General features: G+C 45.9%; 26 protein-coding genes. 19 read left to right on the top strand and 7 right to left on the bottom strand.

Going from position 1 to position 23,080, the window contains the following annotated elements; translation table 11 throughout:
* The first annotated feature begins 44 nt into the window (after positions 1 to 44).
* On the top strand, positions 45 to 524 hold the full coding sequence (locus tag KHN79_RS13585) for an EVE domain-containing protein (RefSeq protein WP_182011581.1): 480 nt from the start codon (positions 45 to 47) through the stop codon (positions 522 to 524).
* A 39-nt stretch (positions 525 to 563) separates the two neighbouring features.
* On the opposite strand, the gene KHN79_RS13580 is transcribed toward KHN79_RS13585, so the two are convergent.
* Positions 564 to 1,400, bottom strand: a complete 837-nt coding sequence (locus KHN79_RS13580; protein ID WP_182011582.1) for a Cof-type HAD-IIB family hydrolase — start codon at positions 1,398 to 1,400, stop codon at positions 564 to 566.
* Positions 1,401 to 1,630: 230 nt separating this feature from the next.
* Positions 1,631 to 2,623, bottom strand: coding sequence for an alpha/beta fold hydrolase (locus tag KHN79_RS13575; RefSeq protein ID WP_182011583.1), 993 nt, complete (start codon positions 2,621 to 2,623; stop codon positions 1,631 to 1,633).
* Between the two features lie 65 nt (positions 2,624 to 2,688).
* Between KHN79_RS13575 and rhtB the strand changes: the two genes are divergently transcribed.
* The 6 genes from rhtB to KHN79_RS13545 all read left to right on the top strand — a co-directional run bounded on the left by rhtB (position 2,689) and on the right by KHN79_RS13545 (position 7,927).
* Complete coding sequence (rhtB, locus tag KHN79_RS13570; RefSeq protein ID WP_182011584.1) at positions 2,689 to 3,306, top strand: homoserine/homoserine lactone efflux protein; 618 nt, start codon at positions 2,689 to 2,691, stop codon at positions 3,304 to 3,306.
* A gap of 183 nt (positions 3,307 to 3,489) precedes the next feature.
* Positions 3,490 to 3,825 carry a metalloregulator ArsR/SmtB family transcription factor gene (locus KHN79_RS13565; protein ID WP_182011612.1) on the top strand — a complete coding sequence of 112 codons (336 nt, stop codon included), beginning with the start codon at positions 3,490 to 3,492 and terminating at the stop codon, positions 3,823 to 3,825.
* Between the two features lie 51 nt (positions 3,826 to 3,876).
* Positions 3,877 to 4,878: an ArsJ-associated glyceraldehyde-3-phosphate dehydrogenase gene (locus tag KHN79_RS13560; RefSeq protein ID WP_182011585.1), complete on the top strand. Its 1,002-nt coding sequence runs from the start codon at positions 3,877 to 3,879 to the stop codon at positions 4,876 to 4,878.
* A gap of 17 nt (positions 4,879 to 4,895) precedes the next feature.
* Positions 4,896 to 5,390, top strand: coding sequence for a cyclin-dependent kinase inhibitor 3 family protein (locus tag KHN79_RS13555; protein ID WP_182011586.1), 495 nt, complete (start codon positions 4,896 to 4,898; stop codon positions 5,388 to 5,390).
* A gap of 66 nt (positions 5,391 to 5,456) precedes the next feature.
* Complete coding sequence (gene arsJ, locus KHN79_RS13550; RefSeq protein WP_182011587.1) at positions 5,457 to 6,674, top strand: organoarsenical effux MFS transporter ArsJ; 1,218 nt, start codon at positions 5,457 to 5,459, stop codon at positions 6,672 to 6,674.
* A 239-nt stretch (positions 6,675 to 6,913) separates the two neighbouring features.
* Positions 6,914 to 7,927 (top strand): acyltransferase, encoded by a 1,014-nt coding sequence (locus KHN79_RS13545; RefSeq protein ID WP_182011588.1) that lies wholly within the window; start codon positions 6,914 to 6,916, stop codon positions 7,925 to 7,927.
* Here KHN79_RS13545 and KHN79_RS13540 read toward each other — a convergent pair.
* Entirely contained in the window at positions 7,924 to 8,253 is a 330-nt protein-coding gene (locus tag KHN79_RS13540) for a DUF2500 domain-containing protein (RefSeq protein WP_182011589.1), read from the bottom strand. The genes KHN79_RS13545 and KHN79_RS13540 overlap by 4 nt on opposite strands.
* A gap of 241 nt (positions 8,254 to 8,494) precedes the next feature.
* Between KHN79_RS13540 and KHN79_RS13535 the strand changes: the two genes are divergently transcribed.
* From KHN79_RS13535 to KHN79_RS13525, 3 genes are all read left to right on the top strand, one after another.
* On the top strand, positions 8,495 to 8,863 hold the full coding sequence (locus KHN79_RS13535; protein WP_182011590.1) for a DUF4145 domain-containing protein: 369 nt from the start codon (positions 8,495 to 8,497) through the stop codon (positions 8,861 to 8,863).
* A 959-nt stretch (positions 8,864 to 9,822) separates the two neighbouring features.
* Positions 9,823 to 10,443, top strand: a complete 621-nt coding sequence (locus KHN79_RS13530; RefSeq protein WP_182011591.1) for a lysoplasmalogenase family protein — start codon at positions 9,823 to 9,825, stop codon at positions 10,441 to 10,443.
* Positions 10,444 to 10,560: 117 nt separating this feature from the next.
* Complete coding sequence (locus tag KHN79_RS13525; RefSeq protein WP_182011592.1) at positions 10,561 to 10,782, top strand: YecH family metal-binding protein; 222 nt, start codon at positions 10,561 to 10,563, stop codon at positions 10,780 to 10,782.
* 158 nt (positions 10,783 to 10,940) lie between these two features.
* Here KHN79_RS13525 and KHN79_RS13520 read toward each other — a convergent pair whose 3' ends face one another.
* Together KHN79_RS13520 and rsmD are read right to left on the bottom strand one after the other, a co-directional pair.
* A complete protein-coding gene (locus KHN79_RS13520; protein ID WP_182011593.1) occupies positions 10,941 to 11,207 on the bottom strand; it encodes a DUF1145 domain-containing protein in 267 nt (88 codons plus the stop codon).
* Between the two features lie 25 nt (positions 11,208 to 11,232).
* Positions 11,233 to 11,832, bottom strand: coding sequence for a 16S rRNA (guanine(966)-N(2))-methyltransferase RsmD (gene rsmD / locus KHN79_RS13515; protein WP_182011613.1), 600 nt, complete (start codon positions 11,830 to 11,832; stop codon positions 11,233 to 11,235).
* Between the two features lie 221 nt (positions 11,833 to 12,053).
* Between rsmD and ftsY the strand changes: the two genes are divergently transcribed.
* From ftsY to glpG, 6 genes are all read left to right on the top strand, one after another.
* Positions 12,054 to 13,244: a signal recognition particle-docking protein FtsY gene (ftsY, locus tag KHN79_RS13510; protein WP_182011594.1), complete on the top strand. Its 1,191-nt coding sequence runs from the start codon at positions 12,054 to 12,056 to the stop codon at positions 13,242 to 13,244.
* 22 nt (positions 13,245 to 13,266) lie between these two features.
* Complete coding sequence (gene ftsE, locus KHN79_RS13505) at positions 13,267 to 13,941, top strand: cell division ATP-binding protein FtsE (protein WP_182011595.1); 675 nt, start codon at positions 13,267 to 13,269, stop codon at positions 13,939 to 13,941.
* On the top strand, positions 13,931 to 14,893 hold the full coding sequence (ftsX, locus tag KHN79_RS13500; RefSeq protein WP_182011596.1) for a permease-like cell division protein FtsX: 963 nt from the start codon (positions 13,931 to 13,933) through the stop codon (positions 14,891 to 14,893). The genes ftsE and ftsX overlap by 11 nt, the downstream gene beginning before the upstream one ends.
* 176 nt (positions 14,894 to 15,069) lie before the next feature.
* Positions 15,070 to 15,927 carry an RNA polymerase sigma factor RpoH gene (gene rpoH / locus KHN79_RS13495; protein ID WP_182011597.1) on the top strand — a complete coding sequence of 286 codons (858 nt, stop codon included), beginning with the start codon at positions 15,070 to 15,072 and terminating at the stop codon, positions 15,925 to 15,927.
* Positions 15,928 to 16,419: 492 nt separating this feature from the next.
* Complete coding sequence (gene glpE / locus KHN79_RS13490; protein WP_182011598.1) at positions 16,420 to 16,740, top strand: thiosulfate sulfurtransferase GlpE; 321 nt, start codon at positions 16,420 to 16,422, stop codon at positions 16,738 to 16,740.
* Positions 16,740 to 17,582 (top strand): rhomboid family intramembrane serine protease GlpG, encoded by an 843-nt coding sequence (gene glpG, locus KHN79_RS13485; RefSeq protein WP_182011599.1) that lies wholly within the window; start codon positions 16,740 to 16,742, stop codon positions 17,580 to 17,582. The genes glpE and glpG overlap by 1 nt, the downstream gene beginning before the upstream one ends.
* Before the next feature lie 58 nt (positions 17,583 to 17,640).
* Here the strand turns inward: glpG and KHN79_RS13480 are convergent, their stop codons facing one another.
* Entirely contained in the window at positions 17,641 to 18,051 is a 411-nt protein-coding gene (locus KHN79_RS13480) for a flagellar basal body-associated protein FliL (protein WP_182011600.1), read from the bottom strand.
* A 153-nt stretch (positions 18,052 to 18,204) separates the two neighbouring features.
* On the opposite strand from KHN79_RS13480, the gene KHN79_RS13475 reads away from it, so the two are divergent.
* A complete protein-coding gene (locus tag KHN79_RS13475; protein WP_182011601.1) occupies positions 18,205 to 18,744 on the top strand; it encodes a chorismate lyase in 540 nt (179 codons plus the stop codon).
* Complete coding sequence (gene ubiA / locus KHN79_RS13470; protein WP_182011602.1) at positions 18,745 to 19,599, top strand: 4-hydroxybenzoate octaprenyltransferase; 855 nt, start codon at positions 18,745 to 18,747, stop codon at positions 19,597 to 19,599.
* Positions 19,600 to 19,657: 58 nt separating this feature from the next.
* Here ubiA and plsB read toward each other — a convergent pair whose 3' ends face one another.
* On the bottom strand, positions 19,658 to 22,084 hold the full coding sequence (gene plsB / locus KHN79_RS13465; RefSeq protein ID WP_182011603.1) for a glycerol-3-phosphate 1-O-acyltransferase PlsB: 2,427 nt from the start codon (positions 22,082 to 22,084) through the stop codon (positions 19,658 to 19,660).
* Between the two features lie 364 nt (positions 22,085 to 22,448).
* Here plsB and lexA point away from each other — a divergent pair, with 364 nt between their 5' ends.
* Entirely contained in the window at positions 22,449 to 23,069 is a 621-nt protein-coding gene (gene lexA / locus KHN79_RS13460) for a transcriptional repressor LexA (RefSeq protein WP_182011604.1), read from the top strand.
* Positions 23,070 to 23,080: the final 11 nt, after the last annotated feature.

The raw sequence follows: 23,080 nt of genomic DNA, 5'->3' as shown, positions 1-23,080 counted from the left end.
TATATCTTCCTTATTATTGTTACTCATTGGCATCGGATGGCATTATGGCATATTGGTTGTTTAAAACTGAACCAGATACCTTTTCTATTGACACGCTCAGGACACAAAAGGTTTCATGTTGGGAGGGAGTTCGTAATTATCAGGCACGTAACATGATGCGTGACCAGGTTAAGCTTGGTGATTTAGTCCTGATTTACCACTCTTCATGCAAGCATGTCGGCGTTGCCGGGATTGCAAAAGTGGTACGTGAAGCGTATCCGGATCATTTCCAGTTCGATCCTGAAAGCGATTATTACGACCCGAAATCAGATTCTGAAAATCCGCGTTGGATCATGGTCGATGTTGAGTTCGTGCGAAAAACAGAACGCGTAATTCCGTTATCAGTGATGAAGGCGATGCCCGAGTTAGAGAACATGCCTTTAGTTAAACGCGGCAATCGTTTATCGGTTATGCCAGTTACAGAAGATGAGTGGGAAGCGATACTGGGACGAGAAAAACTGTCTGGTCAGTGTGCAACCAGATAATAGAAAGGGCTGCGTTATGCAGCCCTTTAAGTAGTTTGTTTATTGCTCGTCCAGCAGTAAATGTTTTTGCAGGTAACGTGCAACTGCGTCTTCGGCATTGCTGCCAATCACTTCATTATCCGGTAGCGCTTGCATCACTTTCTCATGTGCAGTGCCCATGATTAAGCCTTTGCCTGCCATTGATAACATTTCAACATCGTTCATACCGTCACCAAATGCCAGGCAGTTTTCCAGAGTCAGACCAAGCGATTCAGCGATGGCTTGCAGGGCGTGACCTTTAGAGACTTCTCCGTTCATCACTTCCAGGCACCAGGGAGTCGAGAAGGCAATGTTGAGCTGATCACCAAACTGTTCACGCAGCTTAGTTTCGAATGCTGCTAAACGTTCATGATCTTTCCCTTCATGGGTAAAAAATATTTTCGCGATGCCGTCTGTGGGGGCCTGATGTTCATCGAACAGTTTGTAGCTGAACTCGTCATGGAACTCGCGCAGCGACTCATCATCTTTATTCAGCAGCCAGTCATCGTGCTGATACATGTGGATAAGTATCTCATGATCGTGTTTGATCGTGTCGATCACTCCCTGAACCAGATGTTGCGGGATGTCTTCACTGTATGTAAGTTTATCTTCCTGGTCATGAACGCGCGCACCGTTTGAGGTGATCATGTAAGCCGGAATACCTACTTGCCCGCGGATACCTGCAACATCTACGTGGTGGCGGCCGGTTGCAAAGATAAAGGTGTAGCCCATTTCATGCAGTGTTCGTAGTGTCATTTTTGAATATGCGCTGAGCTGATGGTTTGGAGCGAGTAAGGTGCCATCCAGATCTGAGGCAACGATTTTAGTGATCTCTTTGCAAGGTAGCGATGTGCTCATGAAGCCCTCGTAAACGGTTTACATAGAATGGAATCGGTGGAGTGCAAACGGAGTACAGCAGATTGACTAGATCATGCTCCGAATGCGGGGGAACTTAAGAGGCTGCTCACCTTTGTATGGAAGCTGAGCAGACCTAAGCAGTGTACGCCAAAACAGGAATGAAAAAGAGGGTAAATCGCCGGGATGGCATTTCCTCTTTAAACCTGATGCAGAACAAACAAACCCTAACCTTAGGCAGATTGAGGATAGCTCATAAAGCGGAAAATTGCATCCAGTGCCTGGTTACGGTACTTATCTGTTTCAAACAAGATTTCATGATGAGCACCTTCCACCGATAGCAGCTCTGCATGTGGGTTGGTTTTACTCAGTTTGTCGATAAAACGTTTTTGGGCGAGATTACTGACGATACGATCGTTACCTGCCTGAATCAGTAATACTGGCAGTTTAACCTGACGTGTTAACAGGAAACACTGCCTGGCAGCCATGAGCCCTTGCCACACCCAGCGTGTACTTGGTCCGCCAACTTGCAGTTCAGGCATGTCAGAGTAGAGGCTGCGGAACCACTGATAGCGATCATAGCTCTGGCTGAGCGGATTATCTTCAAACGGTTTTGGGTAATAAGGTTGATGGCCCGGCGCGTAGCGCGGTAATGGTGACACTGCCGATAAAATTTGTGTTACAGGGAGCGCGATAGGAGATAAGTACCACGGTAAGTTAATACCGAACATCGGCGCGGTTAAAATCAGACCGGTGAAATGATGCTGTGGGTGAGTTTGCAGATAACGGGTTGCAATCGCCCCTCCCATGGAATGCGCGACGATAAAGCACTGTTCGTAGTGGCTAAGGTCGTGCTTTTTGATCACAATGTCCATATCGTCAATATAGTCTGCGAAGTCGTAGACGTGACCCATATCCGAGTCCGGCAGCAGGCGCTCTGACAGGCCTTGTCCGCGGTGATCAAACGAATAGACATCGTAACCCTGGCGGTAGAAGTCGTAAAACAGCTCCTGGTATTTCCAGGAAGACTCGATGCGTCCGTTGACCACCAGTACGGCTTTCTTGTGTTCAGGATTGGTGAGCTTGCACCAGTAGATTTTCTTTTTCTCTGTCCCTTTCACAAAGCCTTCTTGACGACTTTGCCAGAGCTCAGCAATCGGACCACCTATTGCTTGCTCAAATAAGTTCTCTTGAGTATAAATCGTAGGGGTATGGTGAGTAGCCATCAATCGATTACCTGAAAATACGTTGTAGACGCGATGTATCATCGAAGAATTAGTGAGGAAATGCAATGGATAGCCATGTTTGGTTTGCCTATCTGGTCACTGCGATCGTTTTTAGTTTGGCTCCTGGCTCCGGTACCGTAAACTCGATCAGTAATGGTCTGAGCTACGGTACACGTAAGTCAATGGGTGCGATTATCGGTTTGCAAATTGGCTTAGCCATCCATATAGCTATGGTTGGCGCTGGGATTGGCGCACTGGTAGCTCAATCGGCTACGGCATTTTCTGTTATTAAATGGGTGGGCGCTGCTTATCTGGTCTGGCTTGGCTTTCAGAAATGGCGTGATACTTCAGGATTGGTAGCGACAGAAAATCAGAAAGAGATGTCAGCGACGTCACTCATGTATAAGGCGGTCCTGATTAACCTGACTAACCCAAAGTCGATTGTTTTTCTGGTGGCACTGTTTCCTCAGTTCATTGACCCGGGCAAAGATCAGCTGACTCAGTTACTGGTTTTAGGTGTCACGACTGTCGTAGTGGATTCATGTGTCATGCTGGGTTATACATCGCTCGCTTCAAAGATGGGGCGCTTTATTCGCTCTGATAAAATCATGGCCAACATCAACAAAGTATTTGGCTCTATGTTTATGGGCTGCGGTGCACTCTTGGCTGCGGCAAAGTCATAACGCCCGTTCAACTTCGATGTCGCCTTCCGGATTTGAAAATATCAGGAAGGCTATTCTCCCGGATATTCCAGCATCTTCATTCCTTCCACTATTAAATTTTTATGACGGCAACGGCAGTGCCCTTGACGGTTCTACTGTTTTTAATTAAATATATACGCATATCCATATATGAGTATGTTAACTATGCTTCCACATCAGTTTTTCAAGCTTTTATCCGATGAGACGCGCGTGCGTTGCTTAATGCTGGTGGCTCGTGAAGGGGAGACCTGTGTTGGTGATTTGGCATTTGCGTTGCAAGAAAGCCAGCCGAAGATTTCCCGCCACCTGGCTCAACTAAGATCGAGCGGCATCCTGGTAGATAAACGTCAGGGGCAGTGGGTGTTTTACCAGTTGTCTCAACAATTGCCGGGCTGGATGAAGAAGATGATCGACGACTTAATCGCGTCGAACTGCTTAAAGCAAGAGTACCAGCAAGATATTTCGCGCCTGCATGATAAAAGTCGTCAGGCCTGCTGCTAACAGCGAGTAAAAAACAGAATTTCAACGTAGAAAATTTGAAGGTAAAAAATTATGACGATTAAAGTAGGGATTAACGGTTTTGGCCGTATCGGTCGTTTGGCGCTACGTGCGGCGTTTGACTGGCCGGAGCTTGAGTTTGTACAGATTAATGATGTCGCAGGTGATGCAGCAACTCTGGGTCATTTACTGGAATTCGATTCGGTGCAGGGTCGTTGGCATCATGAAGTTAAAGTTGAAGGCAATGAACTGGTTATTGACGGAAAACGTGTAGTAACTACACAGCATCGCGATATTGATGCAGTGAACTGGTCTGGCTGTGATGTGGTGATTGAAGCAACGGGTGTGCACCGTAAAACCTCTTACTTGGACCAATATCTTGACCAGGGTGTGAAGCGAGTTGTAGTAAGCGCTCCGGTAAAAGAAGAAGGCATTGCTAACATCGTTGTGGGTGTGAATGACCATATCTTCGACCCTGCGAAACACCGAATTGTGACTGCGGCATCCTGTACTACTAACTGCATCGCGCCGGTGGTGAAAGTGATTCATGAGAAGTTGGGCATTGAGCAGTCTTCTTTCACTACGATTCACGATCTGACTAATACGCAGACTATTCTGGATGCGCCGCATAAAGACCTGCGCCGTGCCCGTGCCTGCGGCATGAGCCTTATTCCGACGACAACAGGCAGCGCGACAGCTATCGTGGAAATTTTCCCTGATCTGAAAGACAAAATTAACGGCCACGCAGTACGTGTTCCTTTGGCGAATGCATCACTGACTGACATCATTTTTGATGTAAAACGAGATACCACAGCAGAAGAAGTGAATGCACTGCTGAAAGAAGCGTCTGAAGGTGAGCTGAAAGGCATTCTTGGTTTTGAAGAGCGTCCGTTGGTATCGATTGATTACAAAGGTGATCAACGCTCAACCATCGTCGATGCTCAGTCAACCATGGTTGTGGGTTCACGCATGGTGAAGATTTACGCGTGGTATGACAATGAAATGGGTTACGCAACACGTACAGCAGAGCTAGTACGTAATGTTGGTCTGGCATAATAAAGAGGTGTAAGAAAATGTCTCATCCTACATGGCAATTAGAATTAGAATCGGGCGCGTTGGTATTAACGCCTTGTCCGGGTACCAAAGATGTCGCGCTGCAAGCATCACTTGAGCAGCTCAAATCGCAGGGTGTCCAAGCCGTGGTGACAGCACTAGATAATGCGGAACTGGCGTCAAAAAACGTCTCTGAACTGGGTGAAATCACTCAACAGCTGGGCATGAAATGGTTCCAGATTGAGATTGAAGACGACTGCGCACCGGACGAAGCATTTGCGGTCAAATGGCAGCAAGCAAGTCCTGAATTGCACGCCATTCTTGCAGAGGGCGGTAAAGTCGCGATGCATTGTATGGGCGGCTCTGGTCGCACAGGCCTTTTCGCTGCGCACTTGTTACTTGAGAAAGAGTGGTCTCTGGAAGATATCGTACGTGAAGTTCAGGCTTTACGCCCGGGAGCATTCACTAAACCAGTACAGATTGAGTACATCGAGCGTGTTGCTCAGGGTAACTGATCAGGTTATACAGCATTTGGAACATGATGATCCAAATGCTGTCATCGCTGTACATCTGAGGTCAACATGATTTCACAATTAAGTAAAAGTATCCGCCAGTACATATTGGTTACGTTCAATTACTGGAACTTTACCGTTACTGACGGCGCATTACGTATGCTGGTGGTGCTCTATTTTCATGACTTGGGTTACTCAACTCTGGCTATCGCGTCGCTTTTCCTTTTCTATGAATTTTTTGGCGTGATCACCAACCTGATTGGTGGCTGGTTAGGGGCGAGATTAGGTCTGAACAAAACCATGAATATTGGTTTAGCTATGCAGGTCTTCGCGCTGCTGATGCTAGCGGTACCAAATACCTGGCTGACTATTCCCTGGGTGATGGCAGCACAGGCATTATCAGGGATTGCGAAAGACCTGAATAAGATGAGCGCCAAGAGTGCGATTAAAACCTTAGTACCGGATGAACAGCAGGGCGCGTTGTACAAGTGGGTCGCTATTCTGACTGGCTCGAAGAACGCACTGAAAGGCGCTGGATTCTTTGTCGGGGGCTTATTACTCTCGTGGATAGGCTTCCAGAACTCTATGTTTGTTATGGCAGCGGTTCTTGCGGTGGTGTTCGTATGCAGCATGATCTGGCTGGAAGCTGATATGGGCAAAGCGAAAAGCAAACCTAAGTTTCGGCATATATTTTCTAAATCAGAGTCAGTGAATATTCTGTCGGCCGCGCGCATGTTTTTGTTCGGCGCTCGTGACGTCTGGTTTGTGGTTGCTCTACCGGTTTATCTCGGCAGTGTGTTTGGCTGGGATCACTTATGGGTAGGCGGTTTCTTAGCGGCTTGGGTGATCGCATATGGCTTTGTACAGGGTTTTGCCCCGCGTATTACGGGTAAAGCTCAGGGACGTGTGCCAGATGGCAGTGCCGCGCTTGCCTGGGCGGGGATATTGGCATTTATCACAGCCGGTATTGCTTACGGGGTACAGATTGGCTGGCAGCCGGAAATTGTCATTGTTGTCGGCCTGATGATTTTCGGTGCGGTTTTCGCGATTAACTCTTCGCTGCATTCCTACCTGATTGTCAGCTACGCCAAAGGTGATGGTGTGTCGCTGGATGTGGGCTTCTATTATATGGCTAATGCGATGGGTCGCCTGATTGGTACTGTGCTGTCAGGCTGGATATATCAGGAAGCCGGTTTGGCAGCTTGCTTGTGGGTATCTTTTGCGTTTTTGGCATTGACCACGCTGATCTCTATCAAGTTACCAAAAGCTAAGATAGCTACGGCTTAAACTCGCTTCATTGTTATCTTACGGGGCGCCTTATATGGAGCCCTTTTTTATGTCCGTCTTCCTCTGAGCTCTCGCTATCGATATCTGTATAAAAGGATGAAAATTCTGCACCTGTACAATGATTTAGGTTTAATCTGTTGGTGTTAGGTTAAAAATAAGCAAAATCAGCCTGTTAAGTATTCCACTCAGTGCAATTTACCCTATGCTATAAACGATAAGTAGCCATTGTAGGAATAGGTATGAGAGAAAGAGTTCTGTTTTTTGATTTGTTGCGCTGTGTGGCGGCAGTGGCAGTAATCGCTATCCATGTCCTAGCCCCTTATCGTAATGAGCTGGGGGTGATTCCGCTTGATCAATGGTTAACGGCAGTGGGGGTCAATAGTGTAACCCGCTGGGCGGTGCCGGTTTTTATCCTGATCACGGGCGCGTTAATGCTCTCTGATACCAGGCCGTTTGACGGTAAGTACTATTTAAAAAGACGCTTGGGTAAGGTTTTGATCCCGTTCCTGATTTGGTCTGCGTTTTACGCTTATTTGTCTGGTTGGAGTGCACAAGGCTTTGACTTTGGTACGGTTAAACAGGTGCTGAGCAACAGCTTTCATCATGAAACTTATTACCACCTGGGTTTCTTTTATTACTTTATTCCACTTTATTTTGTGATCCCGTTGTTCCAGTGGATGGTACGTAATGTCGACGATAACGTTATCTATGCCTATCTGGCCATCTGGCTTTTCACCAGTGCGTTATTCTTGTTAAAAATTGACGGCCCGTGGAGTAATCAAATCTGGCTCTTTATGGGGTATCTGCCTCTTGGTTATGTACTCTACCAAAAATTTCCATTGCGACGCTCGGTGGTTCTATTGTTCAGCATTTTCGGCCTTGTAGCCTTAGCCATTACTTTTACCATGGTGGTGACCAACAGCTTAGGTGCAGAGAAATACACGGTAGGACGATGGTTATCGTACAAAACACTGAATGTGATTCTGGCTGCATCAATGATATTTATGTTAGGCCGTTACTTTGGTGAAGGGCTTTCTCCTAAGGTTCAGACAGTGGTGAGCTTTATCAGCCAGCACAGTTTAGGCATTTATCTGCTGCACCCGATCTTCTTGTGGCCGATGAAAGAATTTGGCTGGTATCAGGGGCATCCTGCATGGGTGATCCCGTTATGGATAGTATTAAGCGGAGCAGGAGCCCTGGCGATGAGTTACTTATTCTCTCGGTCGGACAAGACTCGCTGGCTTCTACCTTAACGATTTAGGGCAAAGTGGAGAAACTTATCACCGCGGTAGCTCAGAGTTCCTTTATCACCCGGATTCAGCGCATGGTAGTAATGGACACCAATTTGGAATTCGCGTTTCGGGCCGATAGAGCCGCGCTGAACGTAAATCCAGTATTCTTGATCATCCTGTCCCGGCCTGGCATCCGGAACATCGATTGCTTGTTTATCTAATATGGTGACTTGTGCGCTTTGTTCTGGCGCATCTTCACCAACGTAGTGTTTGCTATAAAAGCGGAAGAAGACCCAGGCGCCAAGAGCAATCAGGGCGAAAAGAGCCAAAATGAGTGAGATTGGCATGATGACCTCCAATGTTTTGATGTCGCCTATTTTACAGAACTCGTCGATTAAACTATGAGTTGAGATAAAGTATTCGTGATTCATCAGAATATGCTTAGATTTTATTCGGCGCAGTTCACGGTTTATATGCGTATCAGGGTACAGTTTAAGTTGAAAGTGCTACTCAGCTACTCGAAAAAATTCTGCATTTATAGAAGAATAAAATCAATAATATAGAAAAATTTTAACAAGGAGGGTTACGGTGTCAGATATTGAAAAAGTAGTCATGCGTACCCGAACGATCGAAAAACTGTTGCGGACTCAATATCACGCTGAAGGGAAAGGGCTGCATCAGCTTATCAGCAGCTGTGAAGAGCGGCTGCCACATGACGTTATAGCTAAGTTGCGCTATATCGCCACGGTGCGTAACAAGATCGTGCATGAGGAAGACTATAAGCTTGACGATCGTAAAGGTTTTATGGCGGCGTGTGATGATTGCGAAAAAGAGCTTACGCCGAGAAGTTCTCGTTTTATCTGGCGAGCAGCAATTTGGCTAATGGCGCTGATCACGCTGGCCGCACTTGGTTTTTATTACATGCATTGGGATGAATTGTCCAAGCACATACAGTAGGAATACTCGCTAAAATAAAAAAGGACGCTATGGCGTCCTTTTTTATTTTTAATCAATTGCTTAGTACATCAATGGCAGTGTCATTAAACCCACAACCACTGCAATCATTACCAGCCCTTGTTTTTGAGAAGATGAAATCATAACACTACCCCTTAATCTTGATGAACTCTGTGCATTTAATATAGCACTGTTTTCTGTGGTTGATCAACGTATCTCGATGAAAGTTTTTAAAAATAACAATAAACTTACTTATTTTTACCTATTTTTGACTAATGAAATTGTGTTTTTTACGCTGTATCTAAAGTGTTCGCTTTGTGTTTTTATTGTCCGTTGTGTTCATAAGTATATGATTTTTAGTTGTAATAATGGCGCTACATATTGTTTAAATATTATCTTTTGCTCTAAAGATATGGTTAGTGACAAATACATACTATCTTTCTCAAAACATGAGAAAACCAAGTTTATTTTCGTTGTTCTCGTGAAGGTTGGCAGGCTAGTGCGACTATTTTTCTCGTCTAGTGAGAAAATATCGCTATCAAACTGATTTTTTAGATCCTGAAGGCTTGAGAGTGTACTTTATGGTGCTAATTTTAATTATGTTCTTTTATATCATTGGATTAGATAGATTAGTTGATAATTTTATTAACTGATATTGAGTGGCACTCTAATATATTGTTTTGGTTTTGAATGGGTTTGTGGGCCGTTTTTGTTTGTGCTGGGGTAGATTGGTAGTTTGCGTTTGATATTTGCCCACATCGCTTTATGTGGCATTAAGTTATTTGTTTTGTTTGGGCTTTGACGTGAGGTTTTTGAGTTTTCCTTAATGTTACTAAGTTGTATTAAAGCGAAGGGGAAACGCTCCGAATCGCTAGCGAGATCCAACTTTCGCAGATTGTGCCTTTACATCAATATTGGTCTACCTAGACTAGCGGCGAGTTTAAGTAAAAGGTATGTACTGCATGTGGAGTTGGCTGGCTATAGGGCTATCAGGTGTGTATTCCGTGTTGGGGGCAAAACAAGCCAATCCGACACAGTCTCTTGTATTCAAAATCTTTACTTTGTTACTCCTTCTTATACTGGTGTTAACCCAAGGAGCACCAACCGTTTACACGTATTGGATCGCAGCAGGTCTTGGGGTATCCATACTCGCAGATACGTTACATTCCTTTCGTTCACGTAAACTGATTTATTTTTGTGCCTACCTGATTGCTCAGGCCTGCTATAGTAAAGCATTCTGGATGCAGTTAAACGGCGATATTATCTGGTGGCTGTTAGCGTTATTACTGGCCGCTAGCATCGTTGCGTTCTTTCTACTGTTACCACAGCTCGATTCGCTGGTTTTTCCTGTTGTCATAATGGGAATGATGTTAGTCCAGTTAGCTTGGGCGGCCGGCGAAGTTTGGCTACAGTCTCCAAGTTACGCCAATGCTATTGGTTTCAGTGGTACGTTGATTATGACTTATTCCGCGCTTGCTTATGCAATACATGGTTATCGCAAGCCGATGAAGCGCGCCTACGTGTGGGTCAGCGGGAGTTATTTCATCGCGCATGCGCTTATTGTTGCTTCCGTTATTTATTAGGCGGCTCATTTGAACAAAAGTTAAATGCAAAAGCTCAACACAGCCTAATCCAGGTCAAAGCAGTGTGCGGGCAGTCCAGTACACTGGTCGCATTCAATTTGATGACTGGAGTAGATGATGAGTGAGATTCATGCCCATAACCTGCTAAACCTGCTTCGTGAAACCCCGATGAACCGTGATGAGCTTGCCGCGCATTTCGGCTCAGAGGCACGATTCCACACCTGCAAACTGAATGATCTAGACTTAGACACATTGCTAGAGTTTTTGCTGAAGCGCGAAAAAGTCCGTGAGTTGGAAGGTAAGTTTGTCGTTAACTTAGCGCGTATCTGCAATCACTAAATTACGGCTCAGAGAGCTCATAGTAATTTCGTTCCGAATAGGGTTATTGCTAAGAGGTATTTCTGATAAATATCTCAAAGAGTAGAATCTAGTTGAGTGAAGTATGTATCATAGAAACAAAACAGCCGCTCTCGTGAGCGGCTGTTTTTTTATTTGTTTTACATCATGTGCTTACGACGAATATCGAGCAGAGCAAAGATACCAAAAATAAGGATGGAGTATTTTTCCCAGCTACTCATGTTTATCTTATCGCCAAAGGCACCGATGAAGATGGCCATTTGCAGGCCGTGCATGATGAACAGGAACGCTGTCATGATGTAAAGCGCAATCGCGGCGTTGCCAGGGAATGGCATAATAATGTTGATGATTAATACTAACCAAACAAAAGCGATGGCCGCTTTCGCTAAAATGAGTAGTGCTTTCATTTAGGTGTCCTTTTGAATAGAAGCGTTATGCTGATGTTCGCTCATATAAGCGGTAGCTAACCTGACCTGCGGTTTTTTCCCGGTAGAGCTGCCAGTTCTCCGGCAGGTCGATAATATTCAGTTCTTTCTCTGTTTCAATATAAATCATTGCGTCGTCAGCCAGCCAGCCGTTTTGCTCCAACAAGGTTATGGTCTCATCCAACAGGCCTTTACGAAATGGAGGGTCAATAAACACCACATGGTGAGGAGTACCGGACTGCTTTAAGAAACTCAGTGCGTCGGTATTTATCACCTCGATATTGGTAGTATTTAAAGACGTTACATTCTTTTTCAGCTGCTGAAACGCTTGTGGGTTCAGTTCAACCATTGTCACCTGTTCTGCCTGGCGAGAGGCAGATTCAAAACCTAAACCGCCTGAGCCTGCGAATAAGTCCAGACATTTCGCTTGCGGCACATCTTGTGCCAGCCAGTTAAACAGCGTCTCTTTCACCCGATCGGTGGTCGGACGTAAGCCTTCTGCGTCGTGAACAGGGAGTTTTCGGCCTCTCCATAAGCCACTAATAATACGAACGAAGCCCGTTGTTGGCTTTTTTTGTGATGAGTTTTGCTGGCGACGTCTTACCATAGATTTTTTGACCGCTAATAAAGTGATACTATATCCCATTGCCCGGGTATGAGCCTGGATACAGCCCAGAATATTCAAGATGACAGAGTGTAACACTAATAAGATGAGATTCACCTAATTGGAAAGTTTTCACCGCTTTGTCATTAGTCTTTTTTAGACAGATAATAATCTTGTCAAAAAGAGTCATTAGTCGATCAAAAGATAATCTAGGATAGCCCCAGATGACGGAAAAAAAGAAGCGCGGATTACTTTCGTGGCTAGGTTTTGGTGATGAAGAGCAAAGCCAGAAACCAACAACTGAAGAAACAGTAAAAGAAGAAGCAACGGAAGAGTCTGCTGAAGAGCAGCAAGTCGAGCCGGTTGCTGAACAGGCAGAAGAACTGGTGGTTGAAGACGAGCCTGAGAAGGTTGAAGCTGCCCCAGCAGAAGCAGAAGCAGAAGAGCCGGAAGTCGAGGTCGCACCTCGCGTTCAGGAGCAGGAAAAGCCGACAGAGAGCTTCTTCGCCCGTCTTAAACGCAGTTTAAGCCGCACTAAAGCGAACATCGGCGCTGGCTTCTTTGGTCTATTCAGCGGTAAAAAAATCGATGATGACCTGTTCGAAGAACTGGAAGAGCAGCTACTTATCGCCGATGTGGGCATGAACACCACAACGAAAATCATCAGTAACCTGACCGAGAAAGCCTCGCGCGGCGATCTGAAAGATGGCGAAGCCCTCTACGGTTTGCTGAAAGAAGAGATGGCAGAGATTCTCTCTAAAGTAGAACAGCCACTGGAAATTGATACCGGCAAAACCCCTTACGTTATTCTGATGGTTGGCGTAAACGGCGTGGGTAAAACCACGACCATTGGTAAACTGGCGAAGCAGTTCCAGAACGAGGGCAAAAAAGTGATGCTGGCTGCGGGTGATACGTTCCGCGCGGCAGCGGTTGAGCAACTTCAGGTCTGGGGTGAGCGCAACAAGGTGCCTGTTATTGCTCAGCATACTGGCGCTGACAGTGCTTCAGTTATCTATGATGCGATAGAAGCGGCTAAAGCGCGTGGTGTTGATGTCGTTATTGCTGACACGGCAGGCCGTCTGCAAAATAAAGCCAACCTGATGGAAGAGCTGCGTAAGATAGTGCGTGTGATGAAGAAGATTGATGACTCAGCACCACACGAGATCATGCTGACTCTTGATGCCGGTACGGGCCAAAATGCGATCAGCCAGGCGAAACTTTTCAGTGATGTTGCACCTCTAACCGGAATTACGTTGACTAAGCTCGATGGTACAGCGAAAGGCGGAGTGATCTTTGCTATCGCTGATCAGTTTGGCATTCCAATCCGTTATATTGGGGTTGGTGAAGGTATTGAAGATTTGCGTCCTTTTGCAACTCAAGAGTTCATTGACGCTCTGTTTAGTCGTGAAGAGTAATTTAAATTAGAAGGAATCAAGGGTGATCAAATTTCAGCAAGTGAGCAAAGCTTACCGCGGTGGTCGACAAGCACTGCAAAAAGTCGACTTTCACCTGAGGCGCGGAGAGATGGCGTTTTTAGGCGGACATTCCGGCGCTGGTAAAAGTACCTTGCTGAAACTGATTTGTGCGATTGAGCGTCCGACTGACGGGAAAATCCATTTCAACGGGCATGACATTACTCGCATTCCATCCAAAGATATTCCTTTCCTGCGCCGTAATATCGGGATTGTGTTCCAGGATCACCGTTTACTGATGGATCGGAGTGTTTACGATAACGTAGCACTGCCGATGCGCATTGAATCGATTTCTGAAAATGAAATTAAACGCCGTGTTTCTGCTGCGCTGGATAAAACCGGTCTGCTTGATAAAGCGCGATGTCTGCCAAGTCAGCTGTCGGGCGGCGAGCAACAACGTGTCGGTATAGCGCGTGCTGTGGTGAACCGGCCAACCTTGCTGGTGGCGGATGAGCCAACCGGTAACCTTGACCCTGAGTTGTCTAACAGGGTATTGCGCCTGTTTGAAGAATTTAACCGCGCTGGTGTGAGTATCCTTCTTGCAACGCACGATATAGGGTTAGTAAACACTCGCCCGCAATATCGTCATTTTGAACTGAATCAGGGTTTCCTAAGCGAGGTAGAAGACTATGGCCGGTAAAAAGCAATCGCAGAAGAAGGGTAATAATCCCAAGCGATCCAACAGCGATGGTTTTTTCTCCGTACACATTAAAGAAGCAAAAGCGTCTTTTTCTGCTTTGTGGCAAAGACCTCTGGGGAATATTCTGACGCTTGCTGTGGTTTCTATTGCGCTGGCAATGCCGGCTTGCCTGTACTTATTAGGGAAAAACGTTGCAGGGGCTGCTGAAGGCGTGGCATCACCGTCTCAGGTGAGTGCTTACTTAGTAGAAGGTATGCCTGATGCGCGTGTTATGGTACTTAAGGACGAAATTGAAACCTGGCCACTGGTTAAGGGCGTGGAATACATATCCCCTCAGCAAGGTCTGGATGACCTGAGCCAGTACGCAGGATTTGATCAGGCACTGAGCTTACTGAGTGGTTATGCATTGCCGGGTGTACTGGTGATCACGCCGGAATCGGATGTGAAAAGTGATATTCAGTCAATAGCCGGACAGGTTCGTGAGCAACAAGATGTCACTGACGTCAGACTTGATGAAGACTGGCTGGCACGCCTTGATGCGATTAAAACTCTCGCTGGTATTGTCGTTATTACACTCTCGGTACTGATGTTAGGCGCGGTATTTTTAATTGTCGGTAATACCTTACGATTCAATGTACTGGCAAATAAAGAAGAGATTCAGACCATGAAGCTGATTGGGGCTACTGACAGTTTTATCCTGCGTCCTTACCTCTATACTGGAATGTGGTTCGGTATTCTGGGTGCGACGATTGCCTGGCTGGTTACGACAGCGGTGACTCTTGTGATGAACAGCGCGGTAGAGGATTTAGCGGCGTTATATGACAGCCAGTTCCGTTTGGATGGTCTAAACTGGGATGAATCGCTGCTACTGATCATCACTGGCAGTCTGATTGGCTGTATAGCTGCGCGTATTTCTGCACAGCGTCATCTAAAAGAAATTGAACCAGTTTAAGTGATTATGGTCTTAATCTTGGAATTTATTAGCATGAGCTAATTTTTACACCTTGTTTATGCCAATTGTTTATGGATAATTGCTTCCCCTTCTTGAAACTTGTTCATTTTGAGTTCAAGATATCGAAGCTAAAATTGTAACGTAATGCTCCAGATCAGAGATTGATGAGGAATTGAATGACAAAAGAAGCGTATCCGATGGCTCTAGTCACGCAAGATAGTCTTGATAGCTATATTCGCTCCGTTAACAGCTACCCAATGCTGACGGTAGACGAAGAGCGTGAACTGGCAGAAAGATTACACTACAAAGGTGAGATTGACGCAGCGAAAGGGCTGATCCTTTCACACCTGAGATTCGTTGTTCACGTTGCTCGAGGCTACTCAGGCTACGGTTTGCCAATGGCAGATCTTGTGCAAGAGGGCAATATCGGCCTAATGAAAGCCGTTAAACGTTTTAACCCGGAAGTGGGTGTACGTCTGGTGTCTTTCGCAGTTCACTGGATTAAAGCTGAGATCCATGAATACGTGCTGCGTAACTGGCGTATTGTTAAGATCGCAACGACCAAAGCACAACGTAAATTGTTCTTTAATCTGCGCAAATCTAAAAAGCGTCTGGGTTGGTTTAACAACGGCGAAGTCGAAACAGTTGCTCGTGAACTGGGCGTAGAGCCTTCAGAAGTACGTGAGATGGAATCGCGTCTGGCGGCGGTGGACTCTACGTTCGATATGCCTACAGACGAAGACGACAGCTCAAATGCGTATACAGCACCAATGCTGTACCTGGAAGATAAATCGTCAGATGTTGCAGACAACATTGAAGCGGCTAACTGGGAAACGCACACCAATAATCGTCTTGGTCATGCACTTGCAAGTCTGGATGAGCGCAGCCAACGTATAGTACGTTCTCGCTGGTTGGATGATGAGAAATCAACATTGCAGGATTTAGCCGATGAGTTTGGTGTTTCTGCTGAGCGTATTCGTCAGCTAGAAAAGAACGCGATGAAGAAACTGAAACTGGCCGTTGGAGAGTTCTAACTCCAGCGCCTGAGCGAAAGCAAAATTTTTATAGAAAGCCGAGATCATGTGATCTCGGCTTTTTTATTTTCGATCGAAAGTGGCTGACGTTTGCGATCTTTATTTTATGTGCTATCTGTGTATAACTCTGTGAAGTAATTATTTATCAACTGTTCGAAAGCGGGGCAAAATAAGGGGTTTAAGCGTTTTTTGTCTTGGGGATAGCTAAATATATACACACAGTTAGATCAAGATCATTACTACATATTGTGGATCAAAAGATCCAAACATACTTTATCAACGCAATCCACAGCTTTATCCACATGTGTCTATAAAATAAACATCTTTAAATTCCCAGATTATTCTTGTGTCTAAGTTTAGCGTTGGATAGGTTACAATGGCAGCATATACCCAAGTGACTTTATAGTGCGATTTTTATCCCTGCAGGTGGCTCTGCTTTTAGCGAGCATCGATAGGTTATTTGGGTATATTAATAAGACAATGAGAAAGTAAATGGATCAGTTTCAGCATATTGATGTACAAGGTGCCCAGGCGCTAATTGAGCAGAATGAAGCCAGGCTTGTGGATATTAGAGATCCACAATCGTTTGTCGTTGCACATGCGGAGTCTGCTTTTCATCTGACCAACGATTCTATCGTCTCTTTTATGGATGACGTGGAGTTTGAACAGCCAATTCTTGTTATGTGCTATCACGGAATCAGCAGTCAGGGTGCGGCTCAATATTTAGTTAACCAGGGTTTTGAACAGGTGTACAGTGTAGATGGTGGCTTTGAAGCCTGGCAGCGAGCACAATTACCGATAGTGAGAAGCTAATGAAAAAATTGGTAACGTTAGATAATCCACGTATGGCACAAGCCTTCATTGACTATATGGCATCTCGTCAGATTGACATTCAAGTGATGCCGGAAGGTGAGGGGCAGTTTGCGCTCTGGCTGACAGACAGCCAGCATGAAATCGAAGTTGAGGCCGAGCTGAAACATTTTTTAGCTGACCCTTCCGATTCAAAGTACAGCGCTGCATCGTGGCACGTTGCCGATACTCGTAATAGTCAATTTCATTATTCAAGCCCAAGCCTCATGGAGATGATCAAATCGAGAGCGGGTCCTGTGACCTTATCGATCATGATTGTATGTGCCGTTATCTATGGACTGCAGGTGATAGGATTTGACCGTGGAGTTTTTGCGCTATTGCATTTTCCTGCGTTTGAAGCTCAGCAGTGGCAATTGTGGCGTTGGGTGAGTCATGCACTGCTGCACTTTTCGGCGACACATATTATTTTTAACTTACTCTGGTGGTGGCAACTTGGTGGCGATATCGAGCGCCGTCTAGGTTCAGGGAAATTACTGCAAATCTTTGTGATATCCGCAGCCTTGTCTGGTGCTGGCCAGTTCTATGTTGAAGGGGCAAATTTCGGCGGGTTGTCCGGGGTGGTTTATGCGCTGCTGGGTTACCTGTGGGTACTGGGATACCGCCTGCCACATTTAGGTCTGATGTTACCAAAGTCGATCATTGTGTTTATGCTTGTGTGGTTAGCGCTTGGTTTTGTCCAGCCGTTTATGGCGATAGCCAATACGGCACACTTGGTGGGGCTGCTTTCCGGAATGGCTATTGCGATGTTTGACTCTGGAAAGATGAAATACCAGCAGAAAGCTTAAGCCATAAATAAGATATAAAAAGACCGCTATAGTAAGCGGTCTTTTTGTTTCTATCGTTTTATTGATAGAGATATTTAGTAAACAACAAATCTGAAATGACGTTTCTGCCTGTTTCTGGCAGAAGTGTTTGGTTTATTTTTGTTACTAAGGTTTTGCGTAAATCTTCTCTGCCAGCGAGAGACTTAATGGTGTCTTCTGTCTGCTTGCCAAGTAGTTCGATGACGGCATCGCGAATTAAAGGCTGATGGTGTTCAACAATAGTCAGATCTTGTTGGCTCATCACCATAATGTCGATACGTACCTGAACATAACCTAACTTTTTCCCTTTGGTATAAAAGTTGGTGGTCAGATCCGGCTCCAGCGTAAAATACGCTAGTTGAGCGCCAGCTTGTTCCGTTGCAGCCCAGGTCGGTGCGGAGATCAGCATGGTTAACGCAAAAATAGTTTGGGCTATATAACGTTTGTACATATTTCTAACTTTTCTTTCTTTGGACAACGATATTCGAATCGCTTGAGTCTTGATACAATAGGCCGTCTATAACAAATAACAGAACTTACGTTTTCAATAAGACGGTAAGTTGTCGCTTTATTGTACGCTTAAAGCCTCGAATTGAATACTAGTATGAATCAGCCAACATCACTCTATTTTGCTTCTCTATTGGAAGTCGAGTGGCAAAAGCCCGAACAATTTGATTTTCCAGATGAATTTGCCAAGCATTGGCTGGAAGAGCAAGGGTCTTTGTCACGTCGTTTAAAGCAGCACTGTCAGGCTCTGACCGTGGAGTTGCTGCAAAATCATATCGTCACTGCCGATGTACTGAAGCCAGATGAAAGTCAGTTATTGTCTGAGCAAGACTGTCTGTTGCGAGAGGTTATCTTGCGCGGTGATGACTGCCCCTGGGTTATCGGCCGTACACTCATACCGCGTACCACGCTTGTCGATCAGCAATACGATTTGGCCGAGCAAGGTGATATTCCTCTGGGGCTGACTGTGTTCAGTGCAGATAACGTAGAGCGTGACTCACTGCAAATGGGTTGGGTGAGCCTGCCACAAGGCCGCTTTTTAGCCCGGCGCTCAAGGTTGTGGATGAATCACAAACCAATGCTGGTCGCCGAGTTATTCTTATCACATTCACCAATTTACGCTAAGGAGAGAGTGTAAATGTCCGCAGATAAAGCCAAAGCATATTGGCAACTTACACGAATGGATCGACCTATTGGCTCACTGTTGTTACTTTGGCCGACGATCTGGGCACTTGTGATTGCAGCTCAGGGTATGCCGAGTTGGGATGTTTTAGTTGTGTTCGTGATAGGTGTGTTTCTGATGCGAAGTGCCGGGTGTGTGATTAATGACTTTGCTGATCGTAAGGTCGATGGTCATGTGAAGCGCACTAAGCAGCGTCCGCTGCCGTCGGGCAGAGTTACTTCGAAAGAAGCGATAGGTCTGTTTCTGCTATTAGCGGTAAGTTCATTTTTACTGGTGTTGACAATGAACCCGCTGACGATTCAGCTTTCGTTCGCCGGTGTTGTACTCGCTTTCATCTATCCTTTTATGAAGCGCTATACCCACCTGCCACAACTGTTTCTTGGCTTAGCGTTTAGCTGGGCAATTCCGATGGCGTGGGCAGCGCAGACCGGTGAACTGCCAGTGATGGTATGGTTTGTGTTTGTTATTAATGCTCTGTGGACCATTGCCTACGATACTCAATATGCCATGGTCGATCGGGATGACGATTTAAAGATCGGTATTAAGTCGACGGCAATTCTGTTTGGCCGCAATGATAAGTTAATCATTGGTATCCTGCAGCTGATCACTTTGGTGATGCTGGTTGGATTAGGGCAGTTCTATCAGCTGGGTCAGAGTTATTACTGGACGATTCTGATTGCAGCTGCGCTGTTTGCCTATCAGCAACATCTGATTCGCCACCGCGAACGTGATTTATGTTTCAGGGCTTTTCTCAACAATAACTATGTTGGTATGGTGATAGCCATCGGATTGTTAGTGGCGTTCTGGTAGCAAACTGAAAAAATAAAAAAGGCATCCGATGGGATGCCTTTTTGCTTTTACATTTTCATTATTCTTGCAGCTGGTGAATACTCTCTTCGATAGTCAGCTTCACTTCAGGGTAGAGCAGAACATATAACAGTTTGGCGAATTGCTCCGTTTTTTCGGTATCGCAGTTGCCGTCGTTGTCCAGATATGCCTGCTGCTTCAGGGTACTGAACATTGCGCTGAACACGCCTTTATCAAAGAACTCAGGAGCATTGATGCCATGTAAGCGGCCGAGACGTTGGGCAATATCCTGGCTCTTCTGCTCCAGATCGGATTTACCCAATTCAGGATAAGCAACCAGCAAGTTCATCGCGATGGAGTAGCGTTGCAGCGTTTCGTTAATCGTGCGGCCCAGTAGAACTAATGTCTGGTTATTCGACTGGTTAAACTCCAGTTTGTTGCCATCCAGACTGATCATGTTCTGCTCGGCAAACTGATTAAGAGTTTTCTCAACCAGTGCATTCAAGTCCTCTTCCTCATAGCTTAAGAAAAGCTCCTTTTTCAGGAATGGGTAGATTTGGGCAACGTTCTGCTGAACTTTTTCAACCGTTAAGTTGCGCTGGCGGATGATCATCTGTGCAATCAGTGATGGCAGGGCAAACAAGTGGATGATGTTATTGCGGTAGTAAGTCATCAGAATAGACTGATTGCGATCCAGCGAAATAATGTCGCCCATGGTGTCTGTCTCAATTACAAACTTATCAAGCGAGATAGCATGATCGACCAGCTCTTCAGCACTCTCACTCGGAATAGTAGACGTGCTTGAGTACGGATTACCCTTGAGCAGTTTTAAGTAACATTCAAGCTGACTGATAAGCGAGTCACGAGACAAGGCGCGCTGACGAGAGGCGAGCAACGCTGTAGCACAGAGTGTCAGAGCGTTAGCCGCTGCCGCATCGTTAATGTGCGTCATCATCTTATTGGCCAGTCCGTTGACGACAGGATTCATCCATTGCGGTTTGGTACTGCCCATAGGGTCAATGTCTTTAGTCCACTCTGGAGCATGTTCGTTCAGGTACTGATTTAGCTGAATCGGCTCACCAAAGTTTACGTAGCCTAAACCAAAGTTGCGCAGTTTACGCAGAGTACGCAGAACCAGGCTGGCATTCTCTTTTTCTTTGCGTTTTCCGCGCAGCTCTTTTGCGTAAGTACTTACTTCCATGACATGTTCGTAACCGATGTATACCGGGACCAGAGTTACCGGACGGTTTAGGCCGCGGAGCATGGCCTGAATCGTCATTGCCAGCATGCCGGTTTTAGCTTGCAGCAAACGGCCGGTACGGGAACGTCCACCTTCACTGAAGTATTCCACCGAATAACCTTTAGCGAAAAGCTCGGCTAGATATTCGCGGAAGATAGTTGAATATAGCTTGTTGCCTTTAAAACTGCGGCGGATAAAGAAAGCACCACCACGGCGGAATATAGGGCCGGCAGGGAAGAAGTTGAGGTTAATACCGGCTGCAATGTGCGGTGGCACCATACCTTCATTGTAGAGAACGTAAGAGAGCAGCAGGTAATCCATGTGACTGCGGTGACACGGTACATAGACAATTTCGTGACCGTCTTGGGCTAAACGTCGTACAGTTGAAGCATTGTTGATGTGCAGCCCCTGGTACAGCTTGTTCCATAACCAGCCGAGAACACGGTCACCTCTTTTTACCAGACCATAAGAGAAGTTCGCGGCGATTTCGTCCATGATGTCGTGAGCTTCTTTACGCGCTTTCTCAATTGAGATGTTCTTACTCTTCGCTTCATCGGCGATCGCTTGCTCAATAGCCGGTGATTTCATTAAACGAGCAAACAGAACGTGGCGCTGTGGGAGGTTGGGCCCTGATGCAGCCAGCTTCTGGCGTGAGAAGTGGATACGAGCTACACGTGCCAGCTTGTGTGCAATGGCGCTGTCAGTACCATGAGAATCCGCCATATATCGTAGTGAGACTACTGGGCTGAAGCGCACCAGGCAGTCACGGCCTGAAGCGATGACCGCTTTAGCTTTTTGCAGGCCGTTCATCGGCTGGAGGTAAGGTTTACTGCTCTCTTCCTTGCCGGGTTTGCGTCCCCACAGTACGGTCACTGGGATCATCTGTACATCAAGTTCGCTATCGAGCTTGTGTAATTCTAATAACTCGGCAAACAGGGAGTTAGAATCGGTTAAGACGTCGTTACTATTTCCCATCATGGCTGGACGAGCGGCAATAAAGACGAAACGGTTCAGAGTTTTGCCATTAATTTCCAGTGGAGTAAGCGGGTCTGGCAGACCAAGACTCATGGCTTGTTTTTGCAGTGTCAGCAAATCCACGTTCGAGTGGAACGGCAAGGCATACACAATCGGCTTTGTCGGGTCAATATTGAGATCTTCAATCGGATTCGATGGGATTGTGGTGCCCTTTACCAGTACCGATAAAGGTAGTTTTAGTAATGAACGTGAAAATGATTGTCCAGAAGACATAAAGTTCACAGCCTCGATAGGTATTCAAACAGGCCTCAGCTTATTTCTGTGTCCGCATGGCCCATTCCGTTAAGAAAATGAGTACAGCAATAGAAATAAGCCTAGGCAATAAATTTAAAGCGCAGCAAGGATACCAGAAACTGGTCAAACCTTTTAATTTTATTGAGCAGAAAATAGCCGAACACCTTAGTGATTCCCGTATTTTGGCAAGCCTTATAAGGCCTGTTTCATAGGATTTTGGTGTTCAGGATTATGGCTGGTTTCAGAAAGCGAAGTAAATAAATTAAAAAACAACCAATTGGGTTTCCATTTAACCATTTACTGGATATACTCACAGTTAACTGTATAAAAAGACAGGTGAGACATGAAGCCGTTAACGCCACGCCAACAACAAGTCTTCGATTTGATCAAAAGTAAAATCGAGGACACCGGAATGCCACCAACTCGTGCAGAGATTGCGCGTGAGCTTGGCTTCCGCTCTGCAAATGCTGCAGAGGAACACCTTAAAGCACTTGCTCGTAAGCAAGCGATTGAAATTATTCCGGGTGCGTCCCGCGGGATTCGTATCCTGCTCGAAGACGCAGCAAATGATGATCAGGGACTGCCTCTGATTGGTCAGGTTGCTGCGGGTGAGCCTATTCTGGCTCAGGAGCATGTAGAAGCGCATTACCAGGTTGATCCGGGGATGTTTAAACCACAAGCTGATTTCTTACTGCGTGTAAATGGCGAAAGTATGAAAGACATCGGCATTATGGACGGTGACTTGCTGGCTGTTCATAAAACTCAAGATGTACGTGATGGTCAGGTTGTTGTTGCCCGTGTAGACGACGATGTGACAGTAAAGCGCCTAGAACGTAAAGGCTCTACGGTATTACTGCATGCTGAGAATGACGAGTTTGCACCGATTCAGGTGGATCTAACCTCTCAGCACCTGACGATTGAAGGGCTGGCGGTCGGTATTATCCGTAATACAGACTGGATGTAAGCTTTTTAGCA

Origin of the sequence: Vibrio sp. B1FLJ16 (assembly GCF_905175385.1) — a bacterium.
GTDB lineage: Bacteria > Pseudomonadota > Gammaproteobacteria > Enterobacterales > Vibrionaceae > Vibrio.
Note: the sequence above shows the minus strand (reverse complement) of the source record. Positions and strands in the feature narration are given on the sequence as shown.